Origin of the sequence: Frigoribacterium sp. 9N (assembly GCF_902506305.1) — a bacterium.
Classification (GTDB): domain Bacteria; phylum Actinomycetota; class Actinomycetes; order Actinomycetales; family Microbacteriaceae; genus Frigoribacterium.
Genome location: NZ_LR733392.1, coordinates 1064538 through 1085505 on the forward strand (window position 1 = coordinate 1064538; position 20968 = coordinate 1085505).

Below are 20968 nucleotides of genomic sequence, written 5' to 3' on the forward strand. Positions count from 1 at the left end.
AAAGGAACAAGTGTCCACCAAGTCACGTACCCGCAGCAAGACCCGTCTCTCGCGTGCCCTCGGCATCGCCCTGACCCCGAAGGCTGCTCGTTACCTCGAGAAGCGCCCCTACGCTCCCGGCGAGCACGGCCGCACCAAGCGCAAGACCGACAGCGACTACGCCGTCCGTCTGCGTGAGAAGCAGCGCCTGCGCGCCCAGTACGGCATCCGCGAGGCCCAGCTCAAGATCGTCTTCAACGAGGCCCGCAAGGCTTCGGGCCTGACCGGTGAGAACCTGGTCGAGCTCCTCGAGACCCGTCTCGACGCCCTCGTCCTCCGTGCCGGCTTCGCCCGCACGACGGCCCAGGCCCGTCAGATGGTCGTCCACCGCCACATCCTGGTGGACGGCAAGCTCGTCGACCGCCCCTCGTTCCGCGTCAAGCCGGGTCAGATGATCCACGTCAAGGAGCGCAGCGAGAAGACCGAGCCCTTCCAGGTCGCCGCGGCCGGCGGTCACGTCGACCTGCTGCCCAAGGTGCCCGGTTACCTCGAGGTCGAGATCGACAAGCTGCAGGCCCGCCTCGTGCGTCGCCCGAAGCGCGTCGAGGTCCCGGTGACCTGCGAGGTCCAGCTCGTCGTCGAGTACTACGCCGCGCGCTAGAACTCGTCACCCCGTCAGGAGCGGGCCACGGTCGTGGCCCGCTCCTTTCGCGTTCCCGGGGCCGGGTAAGCTGTCGAGTCGTCGCGCTCGCACGTCGCGGCACCAGCCCCAAGAGGAGTCCCCGTGAAGAGCCTGTTCCTGCTCGCCGTCGGTGTCGTCGGCGGCTTCGCCGTCGCCCACCAGTTCAACAAGACATCTCGGGGTCAGCAGTTCTTCGGCGACCTCGACGGCAACGTGAAGTCGTTCCGTGCCGCCGTGGTAGACGGTTACAAGGCCCGCGAAGCCGAACTGCGTTCCGACCGCGACGAGTCCTGAGTGCGCCGCCGCGCCTCCTCGTCCTGACACACGACCAACCCACCCTCGGGAGAACCATGCAGACCGCCGAAATCCGCCGCCGTTGGCTCGACTACTTCGGCGATCGGGGCCACACCGTCGTCCCGTCCGCGTCCCTGGTCAGTGACGACCCCAGCCTGCTCTTCACGGTCGCGGGCATGGTCCCGTTCATCCCGTACCTCACGGGGCTCGTCCCGACGCCGTACCCGCGTGCCACCAGCGTCCAGAAGTGCATCCGCACCAACGACATCGAAGAGGTCGGCAAGACGCCGCGGCACGGCACGTTCTTCCAGATGAACGGCAACTTCTCGTTCGGCGACTACTTCAAGGAAGAGGCGATCGGCTACGCCTGGGAGCTCCTGACCTCGAGCGAGGCCGACGGAGGACTCGCGTTCTCGCCCGACGACCTCTGGGTGACGGTGTACGAAGAGGACGACGAGGCCATCGCCCTCTGGAAGAAGGTCGCCGGTCTGCCCGACGAGCGCATCCAGCGACTCGGCAAGGACTCCAACTACTGGCACACCGGCCAGCCGGGGCCCGCAGGTCCGTGCTCGGAGATCTTCTTCGACCGTGGTCCCGCCTACGGTGCCGACGGTGGCCCGGCGACGGACGACGACCGTTACGTCGAGATCTGGAACCTCGTGTTCATGCAGTACCAGATCGAGAACGTGCGCTCGAAGGTCGACTTCGACATCGTCCGCGAGCTGCCGAACAAGAACATCGACACCGGCATGGGTCTCGAGCGCGTGGCGTTCCTCAAGCAGGGCGTCGACAACATGTACGAGATCGACCAGGTGCGCCCCGTCCTCGACAAGGCCGCCGAGCTGTCGGGACGGCGCTACGGAGCCGTCCACGACGACGACGTGCGGATGCGGGTCATCGCCGACCACGTCCGCAGCTCGCTCATGTTGATGTCCGACGGGGTCCGCCCGTCCAACGAGGGTCGGGGCTACATCCTCCGCCGCCTCCTGCGCCGCACGGTCCGGTCGATGCGCTTGCTCGGCGTCGACGGCCCCACGTTCCCCTCGCTCTTCCCCGAGTCCCGCGACGCGATGAAGGCCGCCTACCCCGAGGTCGAGACCGACTACGAACGCATCTCGCGCCTGGCCTACGCCGAGGAGGAGACCTTCCTCCGCACCCTGGCCGCCGGGACGAACATCCTCGACATCGCCGTCGACGACACGAAGCAGCGTGCCTCGGCGGGCACGACCCCGCAGCTGCAGGGCGACACGGCGTTCCTCCTGCACGACACCTTCGGGTTCCCCATCGACCTGACGCTCGAGATCGCGGAGGAGAGCGGTCTGACGGTCGATCGCGAGGCATTCGACCGACTCATGTCCGAGCAGCGTGCCCGGGCGAAGGCCGATGCCAAGTCCCGGAAGGTGGCCCTGGCCGACCTGAGCGTCTACAGCGCGTTCCGGGCCCAGGGCGAGACGGTCTTCACCGGCTACGACGAGCTCGACACCGAGACGCGCGTGCTGGGCCTGATCGTCGACGGGGCCGACGTCGACCGGGCCGTGGCGGGTGACATCGCCGAGGTGATCCTCGCCGAGACCTCCCTGTACGCCGAGTCCGGCGGTCAGGAAGCCGACTCGGGCCGCATCGTCGGCGTGGGCTTCGACCTCGAGGTCCTCGACGTGCAGAAGCCCGTCAAGGGGCTGATCAGCCACCGCGTCCAGGTGACGTCCGGCGAGGTGGGGGTCGGCGACACGGCGACCAGCGTGGTCGACCCGGCCTACCGCCGCGGCGCGACGCAGGCGCATTCGGCGACGCACCTGATCCACGCCGCCCTCCGGGAGGTGCTCGGCCCGGAGGCGCACCAGGCGGGGTCGTACAACAAGGCCGGATACATGCGGCTCGACTTCAACTGGAACCAGGCGCTGAGCCCGCAGACACGCTCCGAGATCGAGGAGATCGCGAACAACGCCATCCGCGACGACCTGCAGGTCGTCACCCGCGAGATGCCCCTCGACGACGCCCGCGCGCTGGGCGCCATGGCGCTGTTCGGTGAGAAGTACGGCGAGACGGTCCGCATGGTCGACATCGGTGGTCCCTGGTCGCGCGAGCTCTGCGCGGGCACCCATGTCTCGACCAGCTCGCAGGTCGGCCTCATCAACCTCGTCAGCGAGAGCTCGGTGGGGTCGACCAACCGCCGCGTCGAGTCCCTCGTCGGCATGGACGCATTCCGTGACTTCGCCGCCGAGCGGGCTCTCGTGTCCCAACTGACCTCGTCGCTCAAGACTCCCCGTGATCAGCTGGCCGACCGCATCGGCGACCTGGTCACGAGCCTCCGGACGGCAGAGAAGAAGATCGCCGAGTTCGAGTCCGCCCGCCTCGCCACCCGCGTCCCGGCGCTGGCCGAGACGGCGAGTCGGATCGGCGACCTCACGGTCGTCGCCGAATCGGTCGGGTCGCTCGCTTCGACCGACGACCTGCGGTCGCTCGCCCTGTCGGTCCGCGAACGCCTGGGCGCGTCCAGCGCCTCCGTCGTCGCCCTGGCAGCCGACGTCGCGGGCAAGCCCGCCGTGATCGTGGCCACCACGGACGGCGCGCGCCAGGCCGGCGTCAAGGCCGGCCGTCTCGCCAAGGGCGCCGCCGCAGCTCTCGGTGGCGGGGGCGGCGGCAAGGACGACCTCGCCCAGGGCGGCGGATCCGACGTCTCGGCCATCCCCACCGCGCTGGCCGGCATCGTCGCCGAGCTCGGGTCCTGAGGACGCTCGTGCGGCGCGGAGTCCGGATCGGCATCGACGTGGGCAAGGCCCGGGTCGGTGTCGCCCGCACCGATCCCGACGGTCTGCTCGCCACCCCGGTCGAGACGCTGGCGCGTTCGGCCGACGGCGTGGCCGACATCGGTGCCGTCCGGGACCTCGTCGTCGGACTCGACGCGCTCGAGGTGATCGTCGGGCTGCCCATCGCCCTCTCGGGTCGCGACACGGCCTCCACCCAGGACGCCCGGGACTTCGCCGCGGCCGTCGCCCGGGCCGTGGCCGTGCCCGTGCGCCTCGTCGACGAGCGCTTGTCGACCGTGAGCGCCCAGGGCGCCCTCCGGGCCTCGGGCCGGAAGGGCAGGAGCCAGCGGTCCGTCATCGACCAAGTGGCCGCTGTTATCATCGTCCAGCACGCGCTCGACCTCGAGCGCTCGAGCGGTCGACCGCCCGGGCGGATGGTCGACGTGACCCGAGAGGCGAGCGGCGACGGTGCCGCACCCGCCACCGACGAGAGACAGTGATTCGTGGCCGACGAACCCGACTGGGACGACATCTTCGCGTCCCAACCCCAGAACGACCGCCCTGCCGACACCTCCGGACGACGACGGGGTGATCCGGGTGATGGTCGACCGGGCGACGCCGACGGTGCACCCCTCCGCCGCAGCACCCACGTCGACGCCCCCGCCATGTCCCGCCGCGAACAGCGTGAGCGCGAGCGACAGGCCGAACCCGCCGTCGTTCCCCCCTCCGACGGTGGGGGGGACCGCCCCCGCGGACGCACGACGCGCGAACCGCGCGAACGGCGTTCCAAGAAGGGCCCGATCGTCCTCGCGTCCATCCTCGTGCTCGTCCTGGCCGGCGGAACCGCCGGCGTCGCCGCCGCCTGGGGGCAGGTGCAGCCCCTGATCGCCAAGTTCACGGGTGACGACGAACCGGCCGACTACGCCGGCAGCGGGAACGGCACGCCCGTCGAGTTCGCCATCGTCTCAGGTCAGGTCGGCTCCGACATCGCGCAGAACCTCGCGGACGCGGGCGTCACGCAGAGCTACGAGTCGGCCTACTCGCTCCTCCTGTCCAACCCGTCGATGACTTTCCAACCGGGCACCTACACCCTGCAGCAGCAGATGAGCGCCCAGTCGGCCCTCGATGCACTGCAGGACAGCGCCAACCGCATCACCAACAAGGTCGTCATCCCCGAGGGGACCGTGGCGGCGGACGTCTACGAACTCCTGGCCACCGCGACGTCGATCCCCATCGCCGACGTCCAGGCCGCCGCTGCGGACTACACGACGTTCGGGCTGCCCGCCGAGGCCACGAGCCTCGAGGGATGGCTCTTCCCGGCGACCTACGAACTCGACCCGGGCAAGACCGCCCACGACTACCTGCAGGACATGGTGACGACCATGACCCAGCACCTGCAGTCCGCCGGCGCACAGCCCGCCGACTACCAGAAGACCATCGTCTTCGCGTCGCTCGTCCAGAAAGAGGCCGGTCTGGCCGACGACTACCCGAAGGTCGCGCGGGTCTTCCAGAACCGTCTCGACCAGGGCATGCTCCTCCAGTCCGACGCGACGGTGGCCTACGGCACCGGCAACACCCACCGGGTCACGACGACCGACGAAGAGCGCGGTGACGCAAACAACGCCTACAACACCTACGTCCACGAGGGTCTGCCGGTCGGGCCGATCTCGAACCCCGGTGATCTCGCCCTGAACGCCGCCCTCAAGCCGGCCGACGGGACCTGGCTCTACTTCGTCACGGTCGATCTCGACTCGGGCGAGACGGCGTTCTCGACCACGTTCGCGGAGCACCAGGCCGCGGTCAAGCAGTGGCAGGCCTGGATGCGGGAGCACCCCGAGTACCAGTGACCGACCCACGGGACCCCTGGGCAGACCCACCGGTCCCGAGGGGCCGATCGACCGTCACACGGTCGGTCGGCCCCTCTCTCTGTGGGAAGATCGACACCATGCTTCGTTGGTTGACCGCTGGAGAATCTCACGGGCCCGAGCTCGTCGCCGTCCTCGAAGGGCTGCCGGCCGGCGTGCCGGTGTCGCTCGACGCGATCCGTGCCGACCTCGCCCGACGCAAACTGGGCTACGGCCGCGGTTCCCGCATGAAGTTCGAGCAGGACGAACTCAACATCTCGGGCGGCGTCCGTCACGGTTTGACCATGGGCAGCCCCGTGGCCCTGCGGATCGGCAACACCGAATGGCCGAAGTGGGTCGAGGTGATGAACCCCGAGCCCGTCGAGGTGAGTGAGGCCTCCCGGGGGCGGAGCGCACCCCTCACCCGACCCCGTCCCGGCCACGCCGACCTCGTCGGCATGCAGAAGTACGACTTCGACGAGGCCCGTCCCATCCTCGAGCGGGCGAGCGCACGCGAGACGGCAGCGCGCGTCGCGCTCGGAGCCGTCGCCCGGTCGTTCCTCGCCGAGCTCGGCATCGAGCTCGTCAGCCACACCCTGTCGATCGGGCCCGTGCGCGTGCCCGACGGCAGCCCGGTGCCCGTCCCGACGGACGTGGACCGTCTCGACGACGACCCGTTGCGCTGCTTCGACCAGGCGACCAGCGCCCTCATGGTCGACGAGGTCGAGGCCGCCAAGAAAGACGGCGACACCCTGGGCGGCGTCGTCGAGGTGCTCGCCTACGGGGTGCCGCCCGGGCTCGGTTCGCACGTCCAGTGGGACCGCCGTCTCGACTCGCAGCTGGCCGCCGCGTTGATGGGCATCCAGGCGATCAAGGGAGTCGAGGTCGGCGACGGCTTCGAGACCACCCGGAGGCGCGGTTCCGTCGCCCACGACGAGCTCCACCGCACGGGAGGGGTCATCTCGCGTGACACCGACAGAGCCGGCGGCACCGAGGGGGGCATGAGCACCGGCACGGTCCTCCGCGTGCGTGCCGGCATGAAGCCCATCGCGACCGTGCCCCGGGCGCTGGCCACCGTCGACGTCACGAGCGGCGAAGAGAGCAAGGCGCACCACCAGCGCTCGGACGTCTGCGCGGTCCCGGCCGCCGGCGTCGTCGCCGAGTCGATGGTCGCCCTCGTCCTCGCGAACTCGATCTTGGAGAAGTTCGGCGGCGACTCGCTGGGCGAGACGGCGCGCAACCTGCGGGGCTACCTCGACGCCATCCCCGAGAACCTGCGGACTCAGCCGGCGTCCGCCGCCGAGTGACGGTCGCGCGGCCGGTCGTCCTGATCGGGCCCATGGGGGCGGGCAAGACGAGCATCGGCAAGAAGCTCTCCCGTCGTCTCGGCGTCCCGTTCGTCGACAGCGACCGTCTCGTCGTCCGGCGGCACGGGCCCATCGCCGACCTGTTCGACCGTCACGGCGAGGCCCACTTCCGGGCACTCGAACACGAGGCCGTGCTCGAGGCCCTGACCGGCGACGGGGTGGTGTCGCTGGGCGGGGGAGCCGTCCTCGACGAACGCACTCGCGCCTCCTTGTCCGGGTTGCCCGTCGTCCTGCTGACCGTGACGGCGGAGGCCGTCGAGTCGAGGCTGGCCGGGAGCACCCGGCCGCTGCTGCAGAGGGGCGGGATCGAGGCCTGGCGAGCCATCGCCGCCGAGCGCGATCCGGTCTACCGGGCACTGGCGTCCGCCGTGTTCGACACGTCCCACCGACCCGTCTCGACCGTCGTCGACGACATCGAGACCTGGCTCGACTCCGAGAGAGGCACCGCATGACCGACGCGACCGACACCACCACCATCCACGTCGGGGGAGACGCCCCGTACGACGTCCTGATCGGTCGGGGCCTCACCGGCCACCTGCCGGCGGTCCTGCACCCGCAGACCAAGAAGGTGCTGATCGTCCACGCCCCCACCTTGGGCCGCAAGGCCGGAGAGGTCCGCGACGCGCTCGTGGCGGCCGGCTACGAGGCCCTCATCGCCGAGGTGCCCGACGCCGAGGACGCCAAGCGCGTCGAGGTCGCCGCCTTCTGCTGGCAGGTGCTGGGCCAGGCCGACTTCACCCGCACCGACGCCGTCATCGGTCTCGGCGGCGGGGCGATCACCGACCTGGCCGGCTTCGTCGCCGGCACCTGGCTCCGAGGCGTCCCGCTGGTCCAGATGCCGACCAGCGTGCTGGGGCTCGTCGACGCGAGCGTCGGCGGCAAGACCGGAGTGAACACGGCCGAGGGCAAGAACCTCGTCGGTGTCTTCCACCCGCCGGTGGCGGTGCTCGCCGACCTCGACCACCTCGACACGCTCTCGAAGAACGAGATCCTCGCCGGCTTCGCCGAGGTCGTGAAGGTCGGGTTCATCGCCGAACCTGAGATCCTCGACATCGTCGAGGCGGACGTCGACCGGGCGACCGACCCGACCACGCCGGAGTTCCGGCGGGTGGTCGAACTGGCGATCGGGCTGAAGGCCCGCGTCGTGGGCGAAGACCTCACCGAGCAGGGCCTGCGCGAGATCCTGAACTACGGCCACACCCTCGGCCACGCCGTCGAACACGCCGAGCGTTACCAGTGGCGCCACGGGGCTGCGGTGTCGGTGGGCATGGTGTTCGCCGCAGAACTCGCCCGCCTGACCGGCCGGCTGTCCGACGAGGCGGTCGACCGTCATCGCCGCATCCTCGAGTCGCTGACCCTTCCCGTGTCGTATCCGCTCGGGCGCTGGAACACCCTGCTCGCCACCATGCAACGGGACAAGAAGGCCCGCGCGGGCCTGTTGCGCTTCATCGTCCTGGACGAGATCGGTCGGCCCACCGTGCTGCAGGGGCCCGACCAGAGCCTGCTCTTCGCGGCGTACCAAGAGATCGGTTCGTAGCCCTTCGGCCCTTCGGGGCGTCCGCTACACTCGACGATGGCCGATTCCGGCCGACCTCCCACCACCCCGAACGGATCATCCGCGCATGGCGACTACCAACGACATCAAGAACGGTGCCGTCCTCAACCTCGACGGTCAACTCTGGAACGTCATCGAGTTCCAGCACGTCAAGCCGGGCAAGGGTGGCGCGTTCGTCCGCACCAAGATGAAGAACGTGATGTCGGGCAAGGTCGTCGACAAGACGTTCAACGCGGGCACCAAGATCGATTTCGCCAACGTGGACCGTCGTGAGTACACGTACCTCTACGCCGAGGCCGACGGCTACGTGTTCATGGACACGAGCGACTACGACCAGATCAACGTGCCCGCCACGATCGTCGGCGACGCGAAGAACTTCATGCTCGAGAACCAGAACGTGCAGATGGCCCTGCACGACGGCGACCCGCTGTACATCGAGTTGCCCGCCTCGGTCATCCTCGAGGTCACGTACACCGAGCCCGGCCTCCAGGGCGACCGCTCGACCGGCGGGACGAAGCCCGCCACCGTCGAGACCGGCTACGAGATCCAGGTACCGCTGTTCCTCGAGACCGGCACCAAGGTCAAGGTCGACACCCGCGACGGCGGCTACCTCGGCCGCGTCAACGACTAGTCGGTGAGCGCACGCACCAAGGCGCGCAAGCGCGCCCTCGACGTCCTGTACGTCGCCGACATCCGACAGATCAGCATGACCGACGCGCTCGTCGCCGAGACCCAGCGGGCCCTCGACCAGCCCGAGCGGGGTTCGAGCTGGGGCTATGCGCGCGACATCGTGCAGGGCGTCATCGACCACCGCGACGAGATCGACGAACTGATCGAGACGTACTCGCAGGGCTGGACCCTCGCGCGCATGCCCACCCTCGACCGCGGCATCATCAGGATCGGCATCTGGGAGCTGCGTCACAACGACGAGATCCCCGACGCCGTGGCGATCAGCGAGGCCGTCGAACTGGCCCAGACCCTCAGCACCGACGACTCCGCCTCGTTCGTCAACGGACTGCTCGGTCGGATCGCGACCGCGGACTGACCGCCGACCGGCCGCCGTCGTCGCCGGCCGGCTCGTCGGGCGTCCGACGAACCGCTAGGGTTGAGCGACCCACACCGACATCCTTTAAATTCCGTCCCGAGAGGCGGGGAAGGAGGTCCGATTGAGCACCCGTACCGTGCTGAGTCAGGCTGACATCGCGCGTGCCCTCACGCGCATCTCGCACGAGATCCTCGAGTCGAACAAAGGTGCCGACGACCTGGTCGTCCTGGGCATCCCGACGCGGGGGGTCGTGCTCGCCGATCGGCTCGCCGCGACCCTCTCGTCCATCTCGGGGAGCACCGTTCCCGTGGGGTCCGTCGACGTGACGATGTACCGGGACGACCTCCGGCGCCAGCCCACCCGGTCGCCCCGCCCCACCTCGGTGCCCTCCGGCGGCATCGACGGCAAGACCGTCGTCCTCGTCGACGACGTCCTCTACTCGGGCCGTACCATCCGTGCCGCGTTGGACGCCCTGAGCTCGATCGGTCGGCCCCGGGCCGTCCGCCTCGCGGTCCTCGTCGACCGCGGCCACCGAGAACTGCCCATCCGTGCCGACTTCGTGGGCAAGAACCTGCCGACCTCGACCGTCGAGCGCATCTTCGTGCGGCTGCACGGCGTCGACGACGACGAACTCGTCGCCATCGACGACGCCACGACCGCAGGAGGCGCGGGGGCCGCCTCCGCGCCCGTCACCACCCCGGGGGCGAACCGATGAGGCACCTGCTCAGCACCGCCGACCTCTCGCGCGACGAGTCGATCCGCGTCCTCGACGTCGCGGAGGACATGGCGGACGTCGCCACCCGCGAGGTGCGCAAGCTGCCGACGCTCCGCGGCATCACGGTCGTCAACCTGTTCTACGAGGACAGCACCCGCACGCGCATCTCGTTCGAGGCCGCCGCCAAGCGGCTCAGTGCGGACGTCATCAACTTCGCCGCCAAGGGGTCGAGCGTCTCCAAGGGCGAGTCCCTGAAGGACACGGCCCAGACCCTCGCCGCCATGGGGGCCGACGGCATCGTGATCCGCCACCCGTCGAGCGGCGCACCTCGTGTGCTGGCCGACAGCGGCTGGGTGGACGCCGGCATCGTCAACGCCGGCGACGGCACCCACGAACACCCCACGCAGGCCCTGCTCGACGCGTTCACGATCCGCCGGCGCGTCCACGGCGCGGCGAGCCGGGGGCGCGACCTCGACGGCGTCGAGGTGATGATCGTCGGTGACATCCTGCACTCGCGGGTGGCCCGTTCCAACGCGTGGTTGTTGCGGACGCTCGGGGCGCACGTCACGGTGGTCGCGCCTCCCACGCTGATCCCGGTGGACGTCAGCCGCTTCGGCGTCTCCGTCCGCTACGACCTCGACGAGGCCCTGGCCGAGGTGCGACCGGACGTCGTCATGATGCTGCGCATCCAGCAAGAGCGCATGAACGACGCGTTCTTCCCGAATCCTCGCGAGTACGCGCGGTCCTGGGGGCTGGGTGCGATCCGGTTCCGGGCTCTGCCCGAGTCCACGCTCGTCATGCACCCCGGCCCGATGAACCGCGGCCTCGAGATCAGCGACGAGGCCGCCGACTCACCGCGCTCCACCGTCCGCGAGCAGGTCACGAACGGCGTGGCCGTCCGCATGGCCGTGCTCTACCTCACCCTCGCCGGCGACCGGGAGGACGCATCGTGACCACCACCCACCTCATCCGGGGCGCCGAGACCGTCGACGGCACCCGCACCGACGTCGTCGTCCGTGACGGCGTCGTCGCCGAACTCGGCACCGGCCTGACCGCCGCCGGTGCGACGGTCACCGACGCCGACGGCCTGCTCCTGCTCCCCGGCCTCGTCGACCTCCACACCCACCTGCGCGAGCCGGGGGGCGAGGGCAGCGAGACCGTCCTGACCGGATCGCGCGCAGCGGCCGCCGGCGGGTACACCGCGGTCAACGCCATGGCGAACTCGTCGCCGGTGGCCGACACCGCGGGGGTCGTCGAACAGGTGCAGGCGCTGGGGGAGCGGGCCGGCTTCGTGACCGTCCGCCCGATCGGTGCCGTGAGCCAGGGGCTGAAGGGGACCCACCTCTCCGAGATCGGTGCCATGGCCCGCTCGCGGGCCGCCGTCCGGGTCTTCTCCGATGACGGTTCCTGCGTCGCCGACCCGTTGCTGATGCGTCGGGCCCTCGAGTACATCAAGGGGTTCGGGGGAGTCCTCGCCCAGCACGCCCAGGAGCCGAGGCTCACGGAGGGCGCCCAGATGAACGAGGGCGCACTGTCGGCCGAACTGGGCCTGGGAGGCTGGCCCGCGGTCGCCGAAGAGGCGATCATCGCCCGCGACGTCCTGCTCGCCGACCACGTCGGCGCCCGACTGCACGTCTGCCACGTGTCGACGGCGGGCAGCGTCGAGGTCATCCGCTGGGCCAAGTCGCGCGGTATCGAGGTCACGGCCGAGGTGACGCCGCACCACCTCCTGCTGACGGAGGACCTCGTGTCGGGTTACGACTCACGGTTCAAGGTCAATCCGCCGCTGCGTCGCTCCGAAGACGTCGAGGCGTTGCGTGCCGCCCTGGCCGACGGCACGATCGACATCGTGGCCACCGACCACGCCCCGCACACGTCCGAGGCCAAGTGCTGCGAGTGGGATGCGGCCGCGAACGGCATGGTCGGCCTCGAGTCGGCCCTGTCGGTCGTCCACCACACGATGGTCGACACCGGGCTCGTCGGCTGGGCCGACGTCGCCCGCGTCATGTCGATCGCCCCGGCCGAGATCGGGCAGGTCGCCGGCCACGGCCGTCCCCTCGCCGTGGGCGAGCCCGCCGAGCTCACGCTCTACGATCGTGGGGTGACCCGCACGTTCTCGACCGAGCACCTCGCGGGCAAGAGCCGCAACTCGCCCTACCTCGGTCGCGTCCTGCCCGGACAGGTGCGGGCGACCTTCCACCAGGGCTACGCGACGGTGGTCGACGGGAACGTTGTCGAGAGCGAGGTCGTCGCCCACGCGGCTCGACTCGTCGACAGCGCCGCCGCCCTCGCCGCCTCCGAGGGGACGCCCGCCCGATGAGCCAGTGGATCATCGCCGCGCTCATCCTCGTCGGCGTCGGACTGCTGATCGGTCTGATGGCCCGCTCCTGGCGCGCCAGGGGGCGGCGTCAGTCCGACATCCCCGCGCCCGACCGGGCGCCCGACGACCTCTCGGCCCCCGTCCTCGCCGTCGACGCCCTCTACGTCGCCACGTCACGGGGCGGTGACCCGCTCGACCGCGTCGTCGTGCACGGCCTCGGGTTCCGCGGTCGGGCGATCGTGTCCGTCCACGCCGAGGGCGTGCGCCTCGAGATCGCGGGCGAACCGGCCGTGCTGATCCGCGCCTCCTCGTTGCGGGGGGTCGACCGTGCGACCTGGACAATCGACCGCGTCGTCGAGCGGGACGGCCTCGTCCTCGTCGGCTGGCGCCTCGGCGACGTCGACCTCGACACCTACCTGCGCATCACCGACGACCCGGCACCCGTCGTCGCCGCGATCCGCCCCCTCGTCCCCACGGCCCCCGGGGCCGGCACCACCAAGGAGAAGACCATTGACTGACGCCTCCACCACCGAGAGGGCCGTGCTGGTCCTCGCCGACGGCACCCGCTACACGGGTCGTGCCTACGGCGCCGTCGGACGCACCCTCGGCGAGGTCGTCTTCGCGACCGGCATGACCGGCTACCAGGAGACCCTCACCGACCCGTCGTACGCCGGGCAGATCGTCGTCATGACGGCACCGCACATCGGCAACACGGGGGTTAACGACACGGACCCCGAGTCACGCCGCATCTGGGTCGCCGGGTACGTCGTGCGGGACGCGAGCCGGGTGGTCTCGAACCACCGGGCGCAGGGCAGCCTCGACGACCAGCTCGTCGCCGACGGCATCGTCGGCATCCGCGGCATCGACACCCGCGCCGTCACGCGCCGGCTGCGCGAAGTCGGCTCGATGAAGGGCGGGGTCTTCAGCGGGCCCGACGCGGAGCTCGACCCCGACGAGCAGCTGTCCCTCGTCACCGCCGGGGCGGACATGCGCGGCCTCAACCTCTCGAGCCAGGTGTCGACGGTCGAGCCGTACGTCCTGCACGCCGAGGGCGACCGCATCGGCTCCGTCGCGGTGCTCGACCTGGGCGTGAAGACCTCGACGCTCCGCTACCTCGCGCAGCGCGGCTTCGAGGTGCACGTGCTGCCGCAGTCCACGACCCTGGACGAGCTCCGTGCCCTCGCCCCCGACGCCCTCTTCTACTCGAACGGCCCGGGCGACCCCGCGGCGAGCGACTCCCAGGTCGAACTGCTGCAGGGTGCCCTGCGGGACGGGCTGCCCTACTTCGGCATCTGCTTCGGCAACCAGCTCTTCGGCCGGGCCCTGGGATTCGGCACGTACAAGCTGCCCTTCGGCCACCGCGGCATCAACCAACCCGTGCTCGACAAGACGACGAACAAGGTCGAGATCACCAGCCAGAACCACGGCTTCGCGGTCGACGCACCCATCGACGGCGTCCTCGACTCCCCGGCCGGCTTCGGCCGGGTCGAGGTCAGCCACTACAGCCTGAACGACCAGGTCGTCGAGGGCCTCCGTGCCCTCGACATCCCCGCGTTCTCGGTGCAGTACCACCCCGAGGCCGCCGCGGGCCCCCACGACAGCAACCACCTCTTCGACCGCTTCCGCGAGGCGGTCGTCGCCCGCACGAACGGCCAGGCCGTCGACTTCGGCTCCGACATCGAAAGCAGCAACTGATGCCCAAGCGTGACGACATCAACTCCGTCCTCGTGATCGGCTCCGGGCCGATCGTCATCGGCCAGGCGGCCGAGTTCGACTACTCGGGCACCCAGGCGTGCCGCGTGCTGCGTGAAGAAGGGGTCCGGGTCATCCTCGTCAACCCGAACCCGGCCACGATCATGACCGACCCCGACTTCGCCGACGCGACGTACATCGAGCCCATCACGTCCGAGGTGCTCGAGGCGATCATCGTGAAGGAGCGCCCCGACGCGATCCTGCCCACCCTCGGCGGGCAGACGGCCCTGAACGCCGCCATCGCCCTCGACGAAGAAGGCATCCTCGCCAAGCACGGCGTCGAGTTGATCGGCGCCAAGGTCGAGGCCATCCAGAAGGGCGAGGACCGCCAGCTCTTCAAGAAGCTCGTGCTGGAGTCCGGTGCCGACGTCGCCAAGTCGTACATCGCCACGACGGTCGACCAGGCCGTCGAGTACGCCGAAGACCTCGGGTACCCGCTGGTCATCCGGCCCTCGTTCACCATGGGCGGGCTCGGATCGGGCTTCGCCTACACCCGTGACGAGCTCGTCCGCATGGTCACGGACGGCCTGCACCAGAGCCCGACCACCGAGGTGCTCCTCGAGGAGAGCATCCTCGGCTGGAAGGAGTACGAGCTCGAGATGATGCGGGACACGGCCGACAACACGGTCGTGGTCTGCTCGATCGAGAACGTCGACCCCGTCGGCGTCCACACCGGCGACTCGATCACCGTCGCCCCGGCGCTCACCCTCACCGACCGCGAGTACCAGAACCTGCGCGACATCAGCATCGACATCATCCGTCGCGTGGGCGTCGACACGGGCGGCTGCAACATCCAGTTCGCGGTGGACCCCGCGGACGGCCGCGTCATCGTCATCGAGATGAACCCCCGCGTGTCGCGCTCGAGCGCCCTGGCGTCGAAGGCGACCGGCTTCCCGATCGCCAAGATCGCGGCGAAGCTCGCCCTCGGGTACCGTCTCGACGAGATCCCGAACGACATCACGAAGGTGACCCCCGCCTCCTTCGAGCCGACGCTCGACTACGTCGTCGTCAAGGTGCCCCGGTTCGCCTTCGAGAAGTTCCCGGCGGCCGACACGACGCTGACCACGACGATGAAGAGCGTGGGCGAGGCCATGGCCCTCGGCCGCAACTTCACGCAGGCGCTGCAGAAGGCGCTCCGGTCGCTCGAGAAGCGTGGCTCGAGCTTCCACTGGCAGGGCGAGCCCGGAGACGAGGAGGCGCTGCTCGCGTTGTCGTCGACGCCCACGGACGGCCGCATCGTCACCGTCCAGCAGGCCCTGCGGGCCGGCGCCACCGCCGAGCAGGTCTTCGACGCCACGAAGATCGACCCCTGGTTCATCGACCAGGTCGTGTTGATCAACGAGGTCGCCGAGCAGGTCGCCGCGGCGGCCGAGCTCGACGCGGACGTGCTCGTGCTCGCGAAGGACCACGGCTTCAGCGACGACCAGATCGGCCAGTTGCGCGGTCTCTCCGAGCAGCAGGTCCGCGATCACCGGCACGCCCTCGACGTGCGTCCCGTCTTCAAGACCGTCGACACCTGCGCGGGGGAGTTCCCCGCGCTGACGCCGTACCACTACTCGAGCTACGACGCCGAGACCGAGGTCGTGGCCAGCGATCGCCGCAAGGTGATCATCCTCGGCTCCGGGCCGAACCGCATCGGGCAGGGCGTCGAGTTCGACTACTCGTGCGTCCACGCGAGCTTCGCCCTGAGCGACGCCGGGTTCGAGACGATCATGATCAACTGCAACCCCGAGACGGTGTCGACCGACTACGACACGAGCGACCGGTTGTACTTCGAGCCGCTCACCCTCGAGGACGTCCTCGAGGTGGTCCACGCCGAGAGCGCCAGCGGCGAGCTCGTCGGCGTCGTCGTGCAGCTCGGCGGCCAGACGGCCCTCGGCCTGTCGAAGGGCCTGGAGGCCGCGGGCGTGCCCATCCTCGGCACGACGCCCGACGCGATCGACTCGGCCGAAGAACGAGGCCTCTTCCAGGGCATCCTCGACGCCGCCGGCCTGCTCGCACCGCGCAACGGCACGGCGACCGACTACGACAGCGCCGTCGCCGTCGCCGAAGAGATCGGCTACCCGGTGCTGGTGCGCCCGTCGTACGTGCTCGGTGGCCGCGGCATGGAGATCGTCTACGACAGCCCCTCGCTCGCCGACTACTTCGAGCGGGTCGCCGACCAGGCCATCATCGGACCGGAGGCACCCCTGCTGGTCGACCGGTTCCTGGACGACGCCGTCGAGATCGACGTCGACGCGCTCTACGACGGCACCGAGCTCTACGTCGGCGGCATCATGGAGCACATCGAGGAGGCCGGCATCCACTCCGGTGACTCGAGCTGCACCCTTCCGCCCGTCACGCTCGGGAAGGGCGAGATCGACCGCGTCCGCGACGCGACCCTCGCCATCGCGAAGGGCATCGGCGTGTCCGGTCTGCTGAACGTGCAGTTCGCGATCGCGGCCGGCGTGCTCTACGTCATCGAGGCCAACCCCCGGGCGAGCCGCACGGTGCCCTTCGTCTCGAAGGCCCTCGGCATCCCGTTGGCCAAGGCGGCCTCGCTCATCATGGTCGGCCACAGCGTGCGCGACCTCGTGGAGACCGGCCTGCTGCCGGAGCAGGACGGCTCGGACGTCCCCCTCGACTCGCCGATCTCGGTGAAGGAAGCCGTGCTCCCCTTCAAGCGGTTCCGCACGAAGGAGGGCCAGGTCGTCGACAGCGTCCTCAGCCCCGAGATGCGTTCCACGGGCGAGGTCATGGGCATCGACCGCGACTTCCCCCGGGCGTTCGCGAAGAGCCAGACGGCGGCGTACGGCGGCCTCCCCACCTCGGGCACCGTCTTCGTCAGCGTCGCCGATCGTGACAAGCGGGCCATCGTGTTGCCGGTGCTGCGCCTCCAGCAGCTCGGCTTCCGCATCCTGGCGACCGAGGGGACGGCCACCGTCCTCGTCCGCAACGGCATCCACGCCGACACCGTCGACAAGTTCAGCGCCGGAGGCCACTCGGTCGTCGACCTGATCAACGCCGACGAGGTCGACATCGTGATCAACACCCCGAGCGGCTCGAGCGCCCGGGCCGACGGCTACGAGATCCGTGCGGCGACGGTCGCAGCGGACAAGGCGCTCTTCACGACCATCGCCCAGCTCGGTGCGGCCGTCGCCTCCATCGAGGCCGTCCAGAGCGACCTCGAGGTGACGAGCCTGCAGGACTACGGCCTCGCCCGGGCGGCCCGACGGTGAGCTCGTCGTTCGGCGACCGGCTCGCGGCGGCCTTCGCCGCGACCGGTCCGCTCTGCGTCGGCATCGATCCGCATCCCTACCTCCTCGACCAGTGGAGCCTGCCGTCCGACGCCTCGGGTGTCCGTGAGTTCGGCCTGCGCGTCCTCGACGGTCTGGTCGGCTCGGCGACGATCGTGAAACCGCAGGTCGCGTTCTTCGAACGGTGGGGCTCCGCGGGGTTCGCAGCCCTCGAAGACGTCCTCGAGGCCGGTCGCGAGCGGGGCCTGGTGCAGATCGGCGACGCGAAGCGGGGCGACATCGGCTCGACGATGGACGCCTACGGCGAGGCCTGGTTCGACGCGTCGTCACCGCTGCGGGTCGACGCGCTGACGGTCTCGCCCTATCTCGGCTTCGACTCCATGACCGGACTGGTCACCCGGGCACGGGCCGTCGGCGCCGGCGTCTTCGTGCTGGCCGCGACGTCCAACGTCGAGGCCCTCGCCACCCAGACGGCCGTCCGGACGGACGACCACGGCGCGGAGGGCACCGTCGCGAGCGGTATCGTCGACGACGTGCTCCATGACAACCAGACGGCGGGCGACGCTCCGTTCGGCAGCGTCGGCCTCGTGCTCGGCGCGACCGTCGACCTCGACGACTACGGCATCGACGCCGCCCGACTGACGACGACGCCGGTGCTCGCCCCGGGGTTCGGCCACCAGGGCGCGACCTATGCCGACCTGCCGCGGCTCTTCGGCCCCGCGGCCGGTGCCGTGCTCGTCTCCGCCTCCCGAGCCCTCCTCTCGGCGGGTCCGGAAGGGTTCGCCGACGCGGTCCGTCGTGATGCCGACGAGGTGCGTTCGTGCCTCGTCTGACCCCGCCTCCCGTCGACCGTGCCGCGGCGGCCCGAGCCGCCGTGGCCGCGCGTCGCGGTCGTGCCGCCGTCAAGAACGCCGTCGCCTCCCGGACCCGCAGCGCCCTCGACGTCGCCGAGTCCGCCTGGGCCGGTGAACCCACGAGCCCCGAGGGGTCGCTCAGGGTCCGCGAACTGCTCACCAGCATCCCGGGCATCGGTCCGACCCGCGTCGCCCGCATCATGACCGAGCTCGGCATCGCCGAGTCGAAGCGCGTCGGCGGCCTCGGGGTGAGGCAACGCCGCATCCTCGGCGACTGGTTGGCCGTCCGCGAGTCGAAGGGGCGCCTCCGGTCCCGGCTGGTCGTCCTGGCGGGCCCCACGGCCGTGGGCAAGGGCACGGTCTCGACCTACATCCGCGAGAACTACCCCGACGTGCACCTCAGCGTGTCGGCGACGACCCGTGCCCCGCGACCCGGCGAGGTCGACGGGGTCCACTACTACTTCGTGGACGACGCGGAGTTCGACCGCATGATCCGCGACCGCGAACTGCTCGAGTACGCCACGGTGCACAACTCGTACCGCTACGGCACGCCCCGCCCTCCGTTGGACGCCGCGTTGAACGAGGGGCGCAGCGTGCTGCTCGAGATCGACCTGCAGGGGGCTCGACTCGTCCGGGCCGCCATGCCCGAGGCCGTGCTCGTGTTCCTGCTGCCCCCGACCTGGGACGAACTCGTCCGTCGACTCATCGGTCGGGGTACCGAGGACGCCGCCGAACAGCAACGCCGACTCGAGACCGCAAAGGTCGAACTGGCCGCCCAGGACGAGTTCGACGCGCGGGTCGTCAACCACGACGTGGCCGAAGCGGCCCGGGAGGTCGTAGAATTGATGACTGCGCCCGAACCGGGCCACACCCGCGCGTGACCCGCGCCCCCATCTTGGTGCCCACGCTCGTCCCGAGCGGAGCCGGCACCGTCCCCCATCGACACGAGGAGCAACCAATGGCCGACAAGAACCAGGGCATCATCGATCCCCCCATCGACGAGCTGCTGTCGAAGGTCGAGTCGAAGTACGCACTCGTCATCTTCGCCTCCAAGCGCGCGCGTCAGATCAACGACTACTACGCCGACCTGCACGAGGGCAGCCTGTTCGACAACGTCGGCCCCCTGGTCGACAGCTCCATCGACGACAAGCCCCTGTCGGTCGCGATGCACGAGATCAACGAGGACAAGCTCGAGGTGAAGCCGCTCGCCGTCCCCTCCGAGTAGCGGGGCGACACGACCAGCCCCTCTGACGGTGGTCGGTCCTATCATCTGACGAGGCCCCCGGGAGTCCATCCCGCGGGGCCTCATCGCGTCCCCACCCAGAACGACACCCAGAGGAACACCGTGACCCCGACCGACACGACGACCGCCCCCGCCCCGACGGCATCGACCTCCCTTCGACTCTTCACCTCCGAGTCGGTCACCGAGGGCCACCCCGACAAGATCTGCGACCAGATCTCGGACGGCATCCTCGACGCGCTGCTGGCTGTCGACCCCGCCAGCCGGGTCGCGGTCGAGACCATGGTCACCACGGGACTCGTGCACGTGGCCGGCGAGGTCACCACCAAGGGCTACGTCGACATCCCCACGATCGTGCGCGACCTCATCGTGGGCATCGGCTACGACTCGTCGGCCGTGAGCTTCGACGGCCGTACCTGCGGCGTCGAGGTGTCGATCGGGTCCCAGTCGCCCGACATCGCCCAGGGCGTCGACACCGCCCTCGAGGCGCGTGGCGGCGACGACGACCTGCTCAACCGCCAGGGTGCCGGCGACCAGGGCATCATGTTCGGCTACGCCACCAACGAGACCCCCCAGTTCATGCCGCTCCCCGTGTGGCTGGCCCACCGGCTCGCCGAGCGACTGGCGGCCGTGCGCAAGTCGGGCACCCTCGACTACCTCCGGCCCGACGGCAAGACGCAGGTGACGGTCGGCTACGACGGGGTCGTGCCCACGACCGTCGACACCGTCGTCCTGTCGACCCAGCACTCGCCTGCGGTCTCGAGCGCTCAGCTCGAGTCCGACGTCATCGAGCACGTCATCCGCCCCGTCCTCGACGAGGCAGGGTTCTCGTCCACGGACACCCGGTTCATCATCAACCCGACCGGCAGGTTCGAGATCGGCGGCCCGCAGGGCGACGCCGGACTCACCGGCCGCAAGATCATCGTCGACACCTACGGCGGGGCGAGCCGTCACGGTGGGGGCGCGTTCTCGGGCAAGGACCCCTCGAAGGTCGACCGGTCCGCCGCGTACGCCATGCGGTGGGTGGCCAAGAACGCCGTCGCCGCGGGCCTCGCAGACCGGCTCGAACTCCAGGTGGCCTACGCGATCGGGCGGGCCGCACCCGTCGGCCTCTACGTCGAGACCTTCGGCACCGGGCACGTCGGCGACGACGTCATCACGGCCGCCATCGAAAGCGTGTTCGACCTCCGCCCGGCGGCGATCATCCGCGACCTCGACCTGCTGAGGCCGATCTACGCGGCGACGTCGACCTACGGCCACTTCGGTCGCGACCTGCCCGACTTCACCTGGGAGGCGCTCGACCGCGTCGACGCCCTCCGGGCCGCCGCCGGGCTCTGA

At 70.2% G+C, this 20968-nt stretch carries 20 protein-coding genes; all 20 read left to right on the forward strand.

The window, feature by feature from the left end; translation table 11 throughout:
- Positions 1-10 precede the first annotated feature (10 nt).
- The 20 genes from rpsD (at position 11) to metK (ending at position 20968) form a co-directional block, all read left to right on the forward strand.
- Entirely contained in the window at positions 11-640 is a 630-nt protein-coding gene (gene rpsD, locus ARTHRO9V_RS08030; protein ID WP_043592736.1) for a 30S ribosomal protein S4, read from the forward strand.
- 123 nt (positions 641-763) lie between these two features.
- On the forward strand, positions 764-955 hold the full coding sequence (locus ARTHRO9V_RS08035; protein WP_056045353.1) for a hypothetical protein: 192 nt from the start codon (positions 764-766) through the stop codon (positions 953-955).
- Between the two features lie 56 nt (positions 956-1011).
- Positions 1012-3684, forward strand: coding sequence for an alanine--tRNA ligase (gene alaS, locus ARTHRO9V_RS08040; protein ID WP_056045351.1), 2673 nt, complete (start codon positions 1012-1014; stop codon positions 3682-3684).
- An 8-nt stretch (positions 3685-3692) separates the two neighbouring features.
- Positions 3693-4202: a Holliday junction resolvase RuvX gene (gene ruvX, locus ARTHRO9V_RS08045; RefSeq protein ID WP_159826550.1), complete on the forward strand. Its 510-nt coding sequence runs from the start codon at positions 3693-3695 to the stop codon at positions 4200-4202.
- A gap of 3 nt (positions 4203-4205) precedes the next feature.
- On the forward strand, positions 4206-5549 hold the full coding sequence (gene mltG / locus ARTHRO9V_RS08050) for an endolytic transglycosylase MltG (protein ID WP_159826552.1): 1344 nt from the start codon (positions 4206-4208) through the stop codon (positions 5547-5549).
- A gap of 98 nt (positions 5550-5647) precedes the next feature.
- Positions 5648-6853, forward strand: a complete 1206-nt coding sequence (gene aroC, locus ARTHRO9V_RS08055) for a chorismate synthase (protein WP_123570099.1) — start codon at positions 5648-5650, stop codon at positions 6851-6853.
- 32 nt (positions 6854-6885) lie between these two features.
- Positions 6886-7365: a shikimate kinase gene (locus ARTHRO9V_RS08060; protein ID WP_159828566.1), complete on the forward strand. Its 480-nt coding sequence runs from the start codon at positions 6886-6888 to the stop codon at positions 7363-7365.
- The gene (aroB, locus tag ARTHRO9V_RS08065) at positions 7362-8450 is read left to right on the forward strand and encodes a 3-dehydroquinate synthase (protein WP_056045338.1); all 1089 of its coding nucleotides are present in this window, start codon (positions 7362-7364) and stop codon (positions 8448-8450) included. Before ARTHRO9V_RS08060 ends, aroB begins: the two co-directional genes overlap by 4 nt.
- An 85-nt stretch (positions 8451-8535) precedes the next feature.
- Positions 8536-9099, forward strand: coding sequence for an elongation factor P (gene efp, locus ARTHRO9V_RS08070; RefSeq protein WP_043592746.1), 564 nt, complete (start codon positions 8536-8538; stop codon positions 9097-9099).
- Positions 9100-9102: 3 nt separating this feature from the next.
- A complete protein-coding gene (gene nusB / locus ARTHRO9V_RS08075; protein ID WP_043592748.1) occupies positions 9103-9513 on the forward strand; it encodes a transcription antitermination factor NusB in 411 nt (136 codons plus the stop codon).
- Between the two features lie 121 nt (positions 9514-9634).
- Entirely contained in the window at positions 9635-10228 is a 594-nt protein-coding gene (gene pyrR / locus ARTHRO9V_RS08080) for a bifunctional pyr operon transcriptional regulator/uracil phosphoribosyltransferase PyrR (RefSeq protein WP_056045333.1), read from the forward strand.
- Complete coding sequence (locus tag ARTHRO9V_RS08085) at positions 10225-11181, forward strand: aspartate carbamoyltransferase catalytic subunit (RefSeq protein ID WP_159826554.1); 957 nt, start codon at positions 10225-10227, stop codon at positions 11179-11181. The genes pyrR and ARTHRO9V_RS08085 overlap by 4 nt, the downstream gene beginning before the upstream one ends.
- Positions 11178-12548, forward strand: coding sequence for a dihydroorotase (locus ARTHRO9V_RS08090; RefSeq protein WP_123570096.1), 1371 nt, complete (start codon positions 11178-11180; stop codon positions 12546-12548). The genes ARTHRO9V_RS08085 and ARTHRO9V_RS08090 overlap by 4 nt, the downstream gene beginning before the upstream one ends.
- Positions 12545-13066, forward strand: a complete 522-nt coding sequence (locus ARTHRO9V_RS08095; protein ID WP_056045324.1) for a hypothetical protein — start codon at positions 12545-12547, stop codon at positions 13064-13066. Before ARTHRO9V_RS08090 ends, ARTHRO9V_RS08095 begins: the two co-directional genes overlap by 4 nt.
- Positions 13059-14243, forward strand: a complete 1185-nt coding sequence (gene carA / locus ARTHRO9V_RS08100) for a glutamine-hydrolyzing carbamoyl-phosphate synthase small subunit (protein ID WP_123570094.1) — start codon at positions 13059-13061, stop codon at positions 14241-14243. Before ARTHRO9V_RS08095 ends, carA begins: the two co-directional genes overlap by 8 nt.
- A complete protein-coding gene (gene carB / locus ARTHRO9V_RS08105; protein ID WP_056045319.1) occupies positions 14243-17518 on the forward strand; it encodes a carbamoyl-phosphate synthase large subunit in 3276 nt (1091 codons plus the stop codon). Before carA ends, carB begins: the two co-directional genes overlap by 1 nt.
- The gene (pyrF, locus tag ARTHRO9V_RS08110; protein WP_159826556.1) at positions 17515-18369 is read left to right on the forward strand and encodes an orotidine-5'-phosphate decarboxylase; all 855 of its coding nucleotides are present in this window, start codon (positions 17515-17517) and stop codon (positions 18367-18369) included. The genes carB and pyrF overlap by 4 nt, the downstream gene beginning before the upstream one ends.
- Complete coding sequence (gene gmk, locus ARTHRO9V_RS08115) at positions 18357-19271, forward strand: guanylate kinase (RefSeq protein WP_159826558.1); 915 nt, start codon at positions 18357-18359, stop codon at positions 19269-19271. Before pyrF ends, gmk begins: the two co-directional genes overlap by 13 nt.
- A 77-nt stretch (positions 19272-19348) precedes the next feature.
- Complete coding sequence (rpoZ, locus tag ARTHRO9V_RS08120; RefSeq protein WP_056045308.1) at positions 19349-19615, forward strand: DNA-directed RNA polymerase subunit omega; 267 nt, start codon at positions 19349-19351, stop codon at positions 19613-19615.
- Between the two features lie 120 nt (positions 19616-19735).
- Complete coding sequence (gene metK, locus ARTHRO9V_RS08125) at positions 19736-20968, forward strand: methionine adenosyltransferase (protein ID WP_056045305.1); 1233 nt, start codon at positions 19736-19738, stop codon at positions 20966-20968.

Coding starts and splice junctions, on each gene's coding strand:
- efp (WP_043592746.1), top strand. CDS start 8,536: ATGGCGACTACCAACGACATCAAGAACGGTGCCGTCCTCAACCTCGAC.
- aroB (WP_056045338.1), top strand. CDS start 7,362: ATGACCGACGCGACCGACACCACCACCATCCACGTCGGGGGAGACGCC.
- alaS (WP_056045351.1), top strand. CDS start 1,012: ATGCAGACCGCCGAAATCCGCCGCCGTTGGCTCGACTACTTCGGCGAT.
- rpoZ (WP_056045308.1), top strand. CDS start 19,349: ATGGCCGACAAGAACCAGGGCATCATCGATCCCCCCATCGACGAGCTG.
- ARTHRO9V_RS08060 (WP_159828566.1), top strand. CDS start 6,886: ATGGGGGCGGGCAAGACGAGCATCGGCAAGAAGCTCTCCCGTCGTCTC.
- aroC (WP_123570099.1), top strand. CDS start 5,648: ATGCTTCGTTGGTTGACCGCTGGAGAATCTCACGGGCCCGAGCTCGTC.
- carB (WP_056045319.1), top strand. CDS start 14,243: ATGCCCAAGCGTGACGACATCAACTCCGTCCTCGTGATCGGCTCCGGG.
- ARTHRO9V_RS08085 (WP_159826554.1), top strand. CDS start 10,225: ATGAGGCACCTGCTCAGCACCGCCGACCTCTCGCGCGACGAGTCGATC.
- ARTHRO9V_RS08095 (WP_056045324.1), top strand. CDS start 12,545: ATGAGCCAGTGGATCATCGCCGCGCTCATCCTCGTCGGCGTCGGACTG.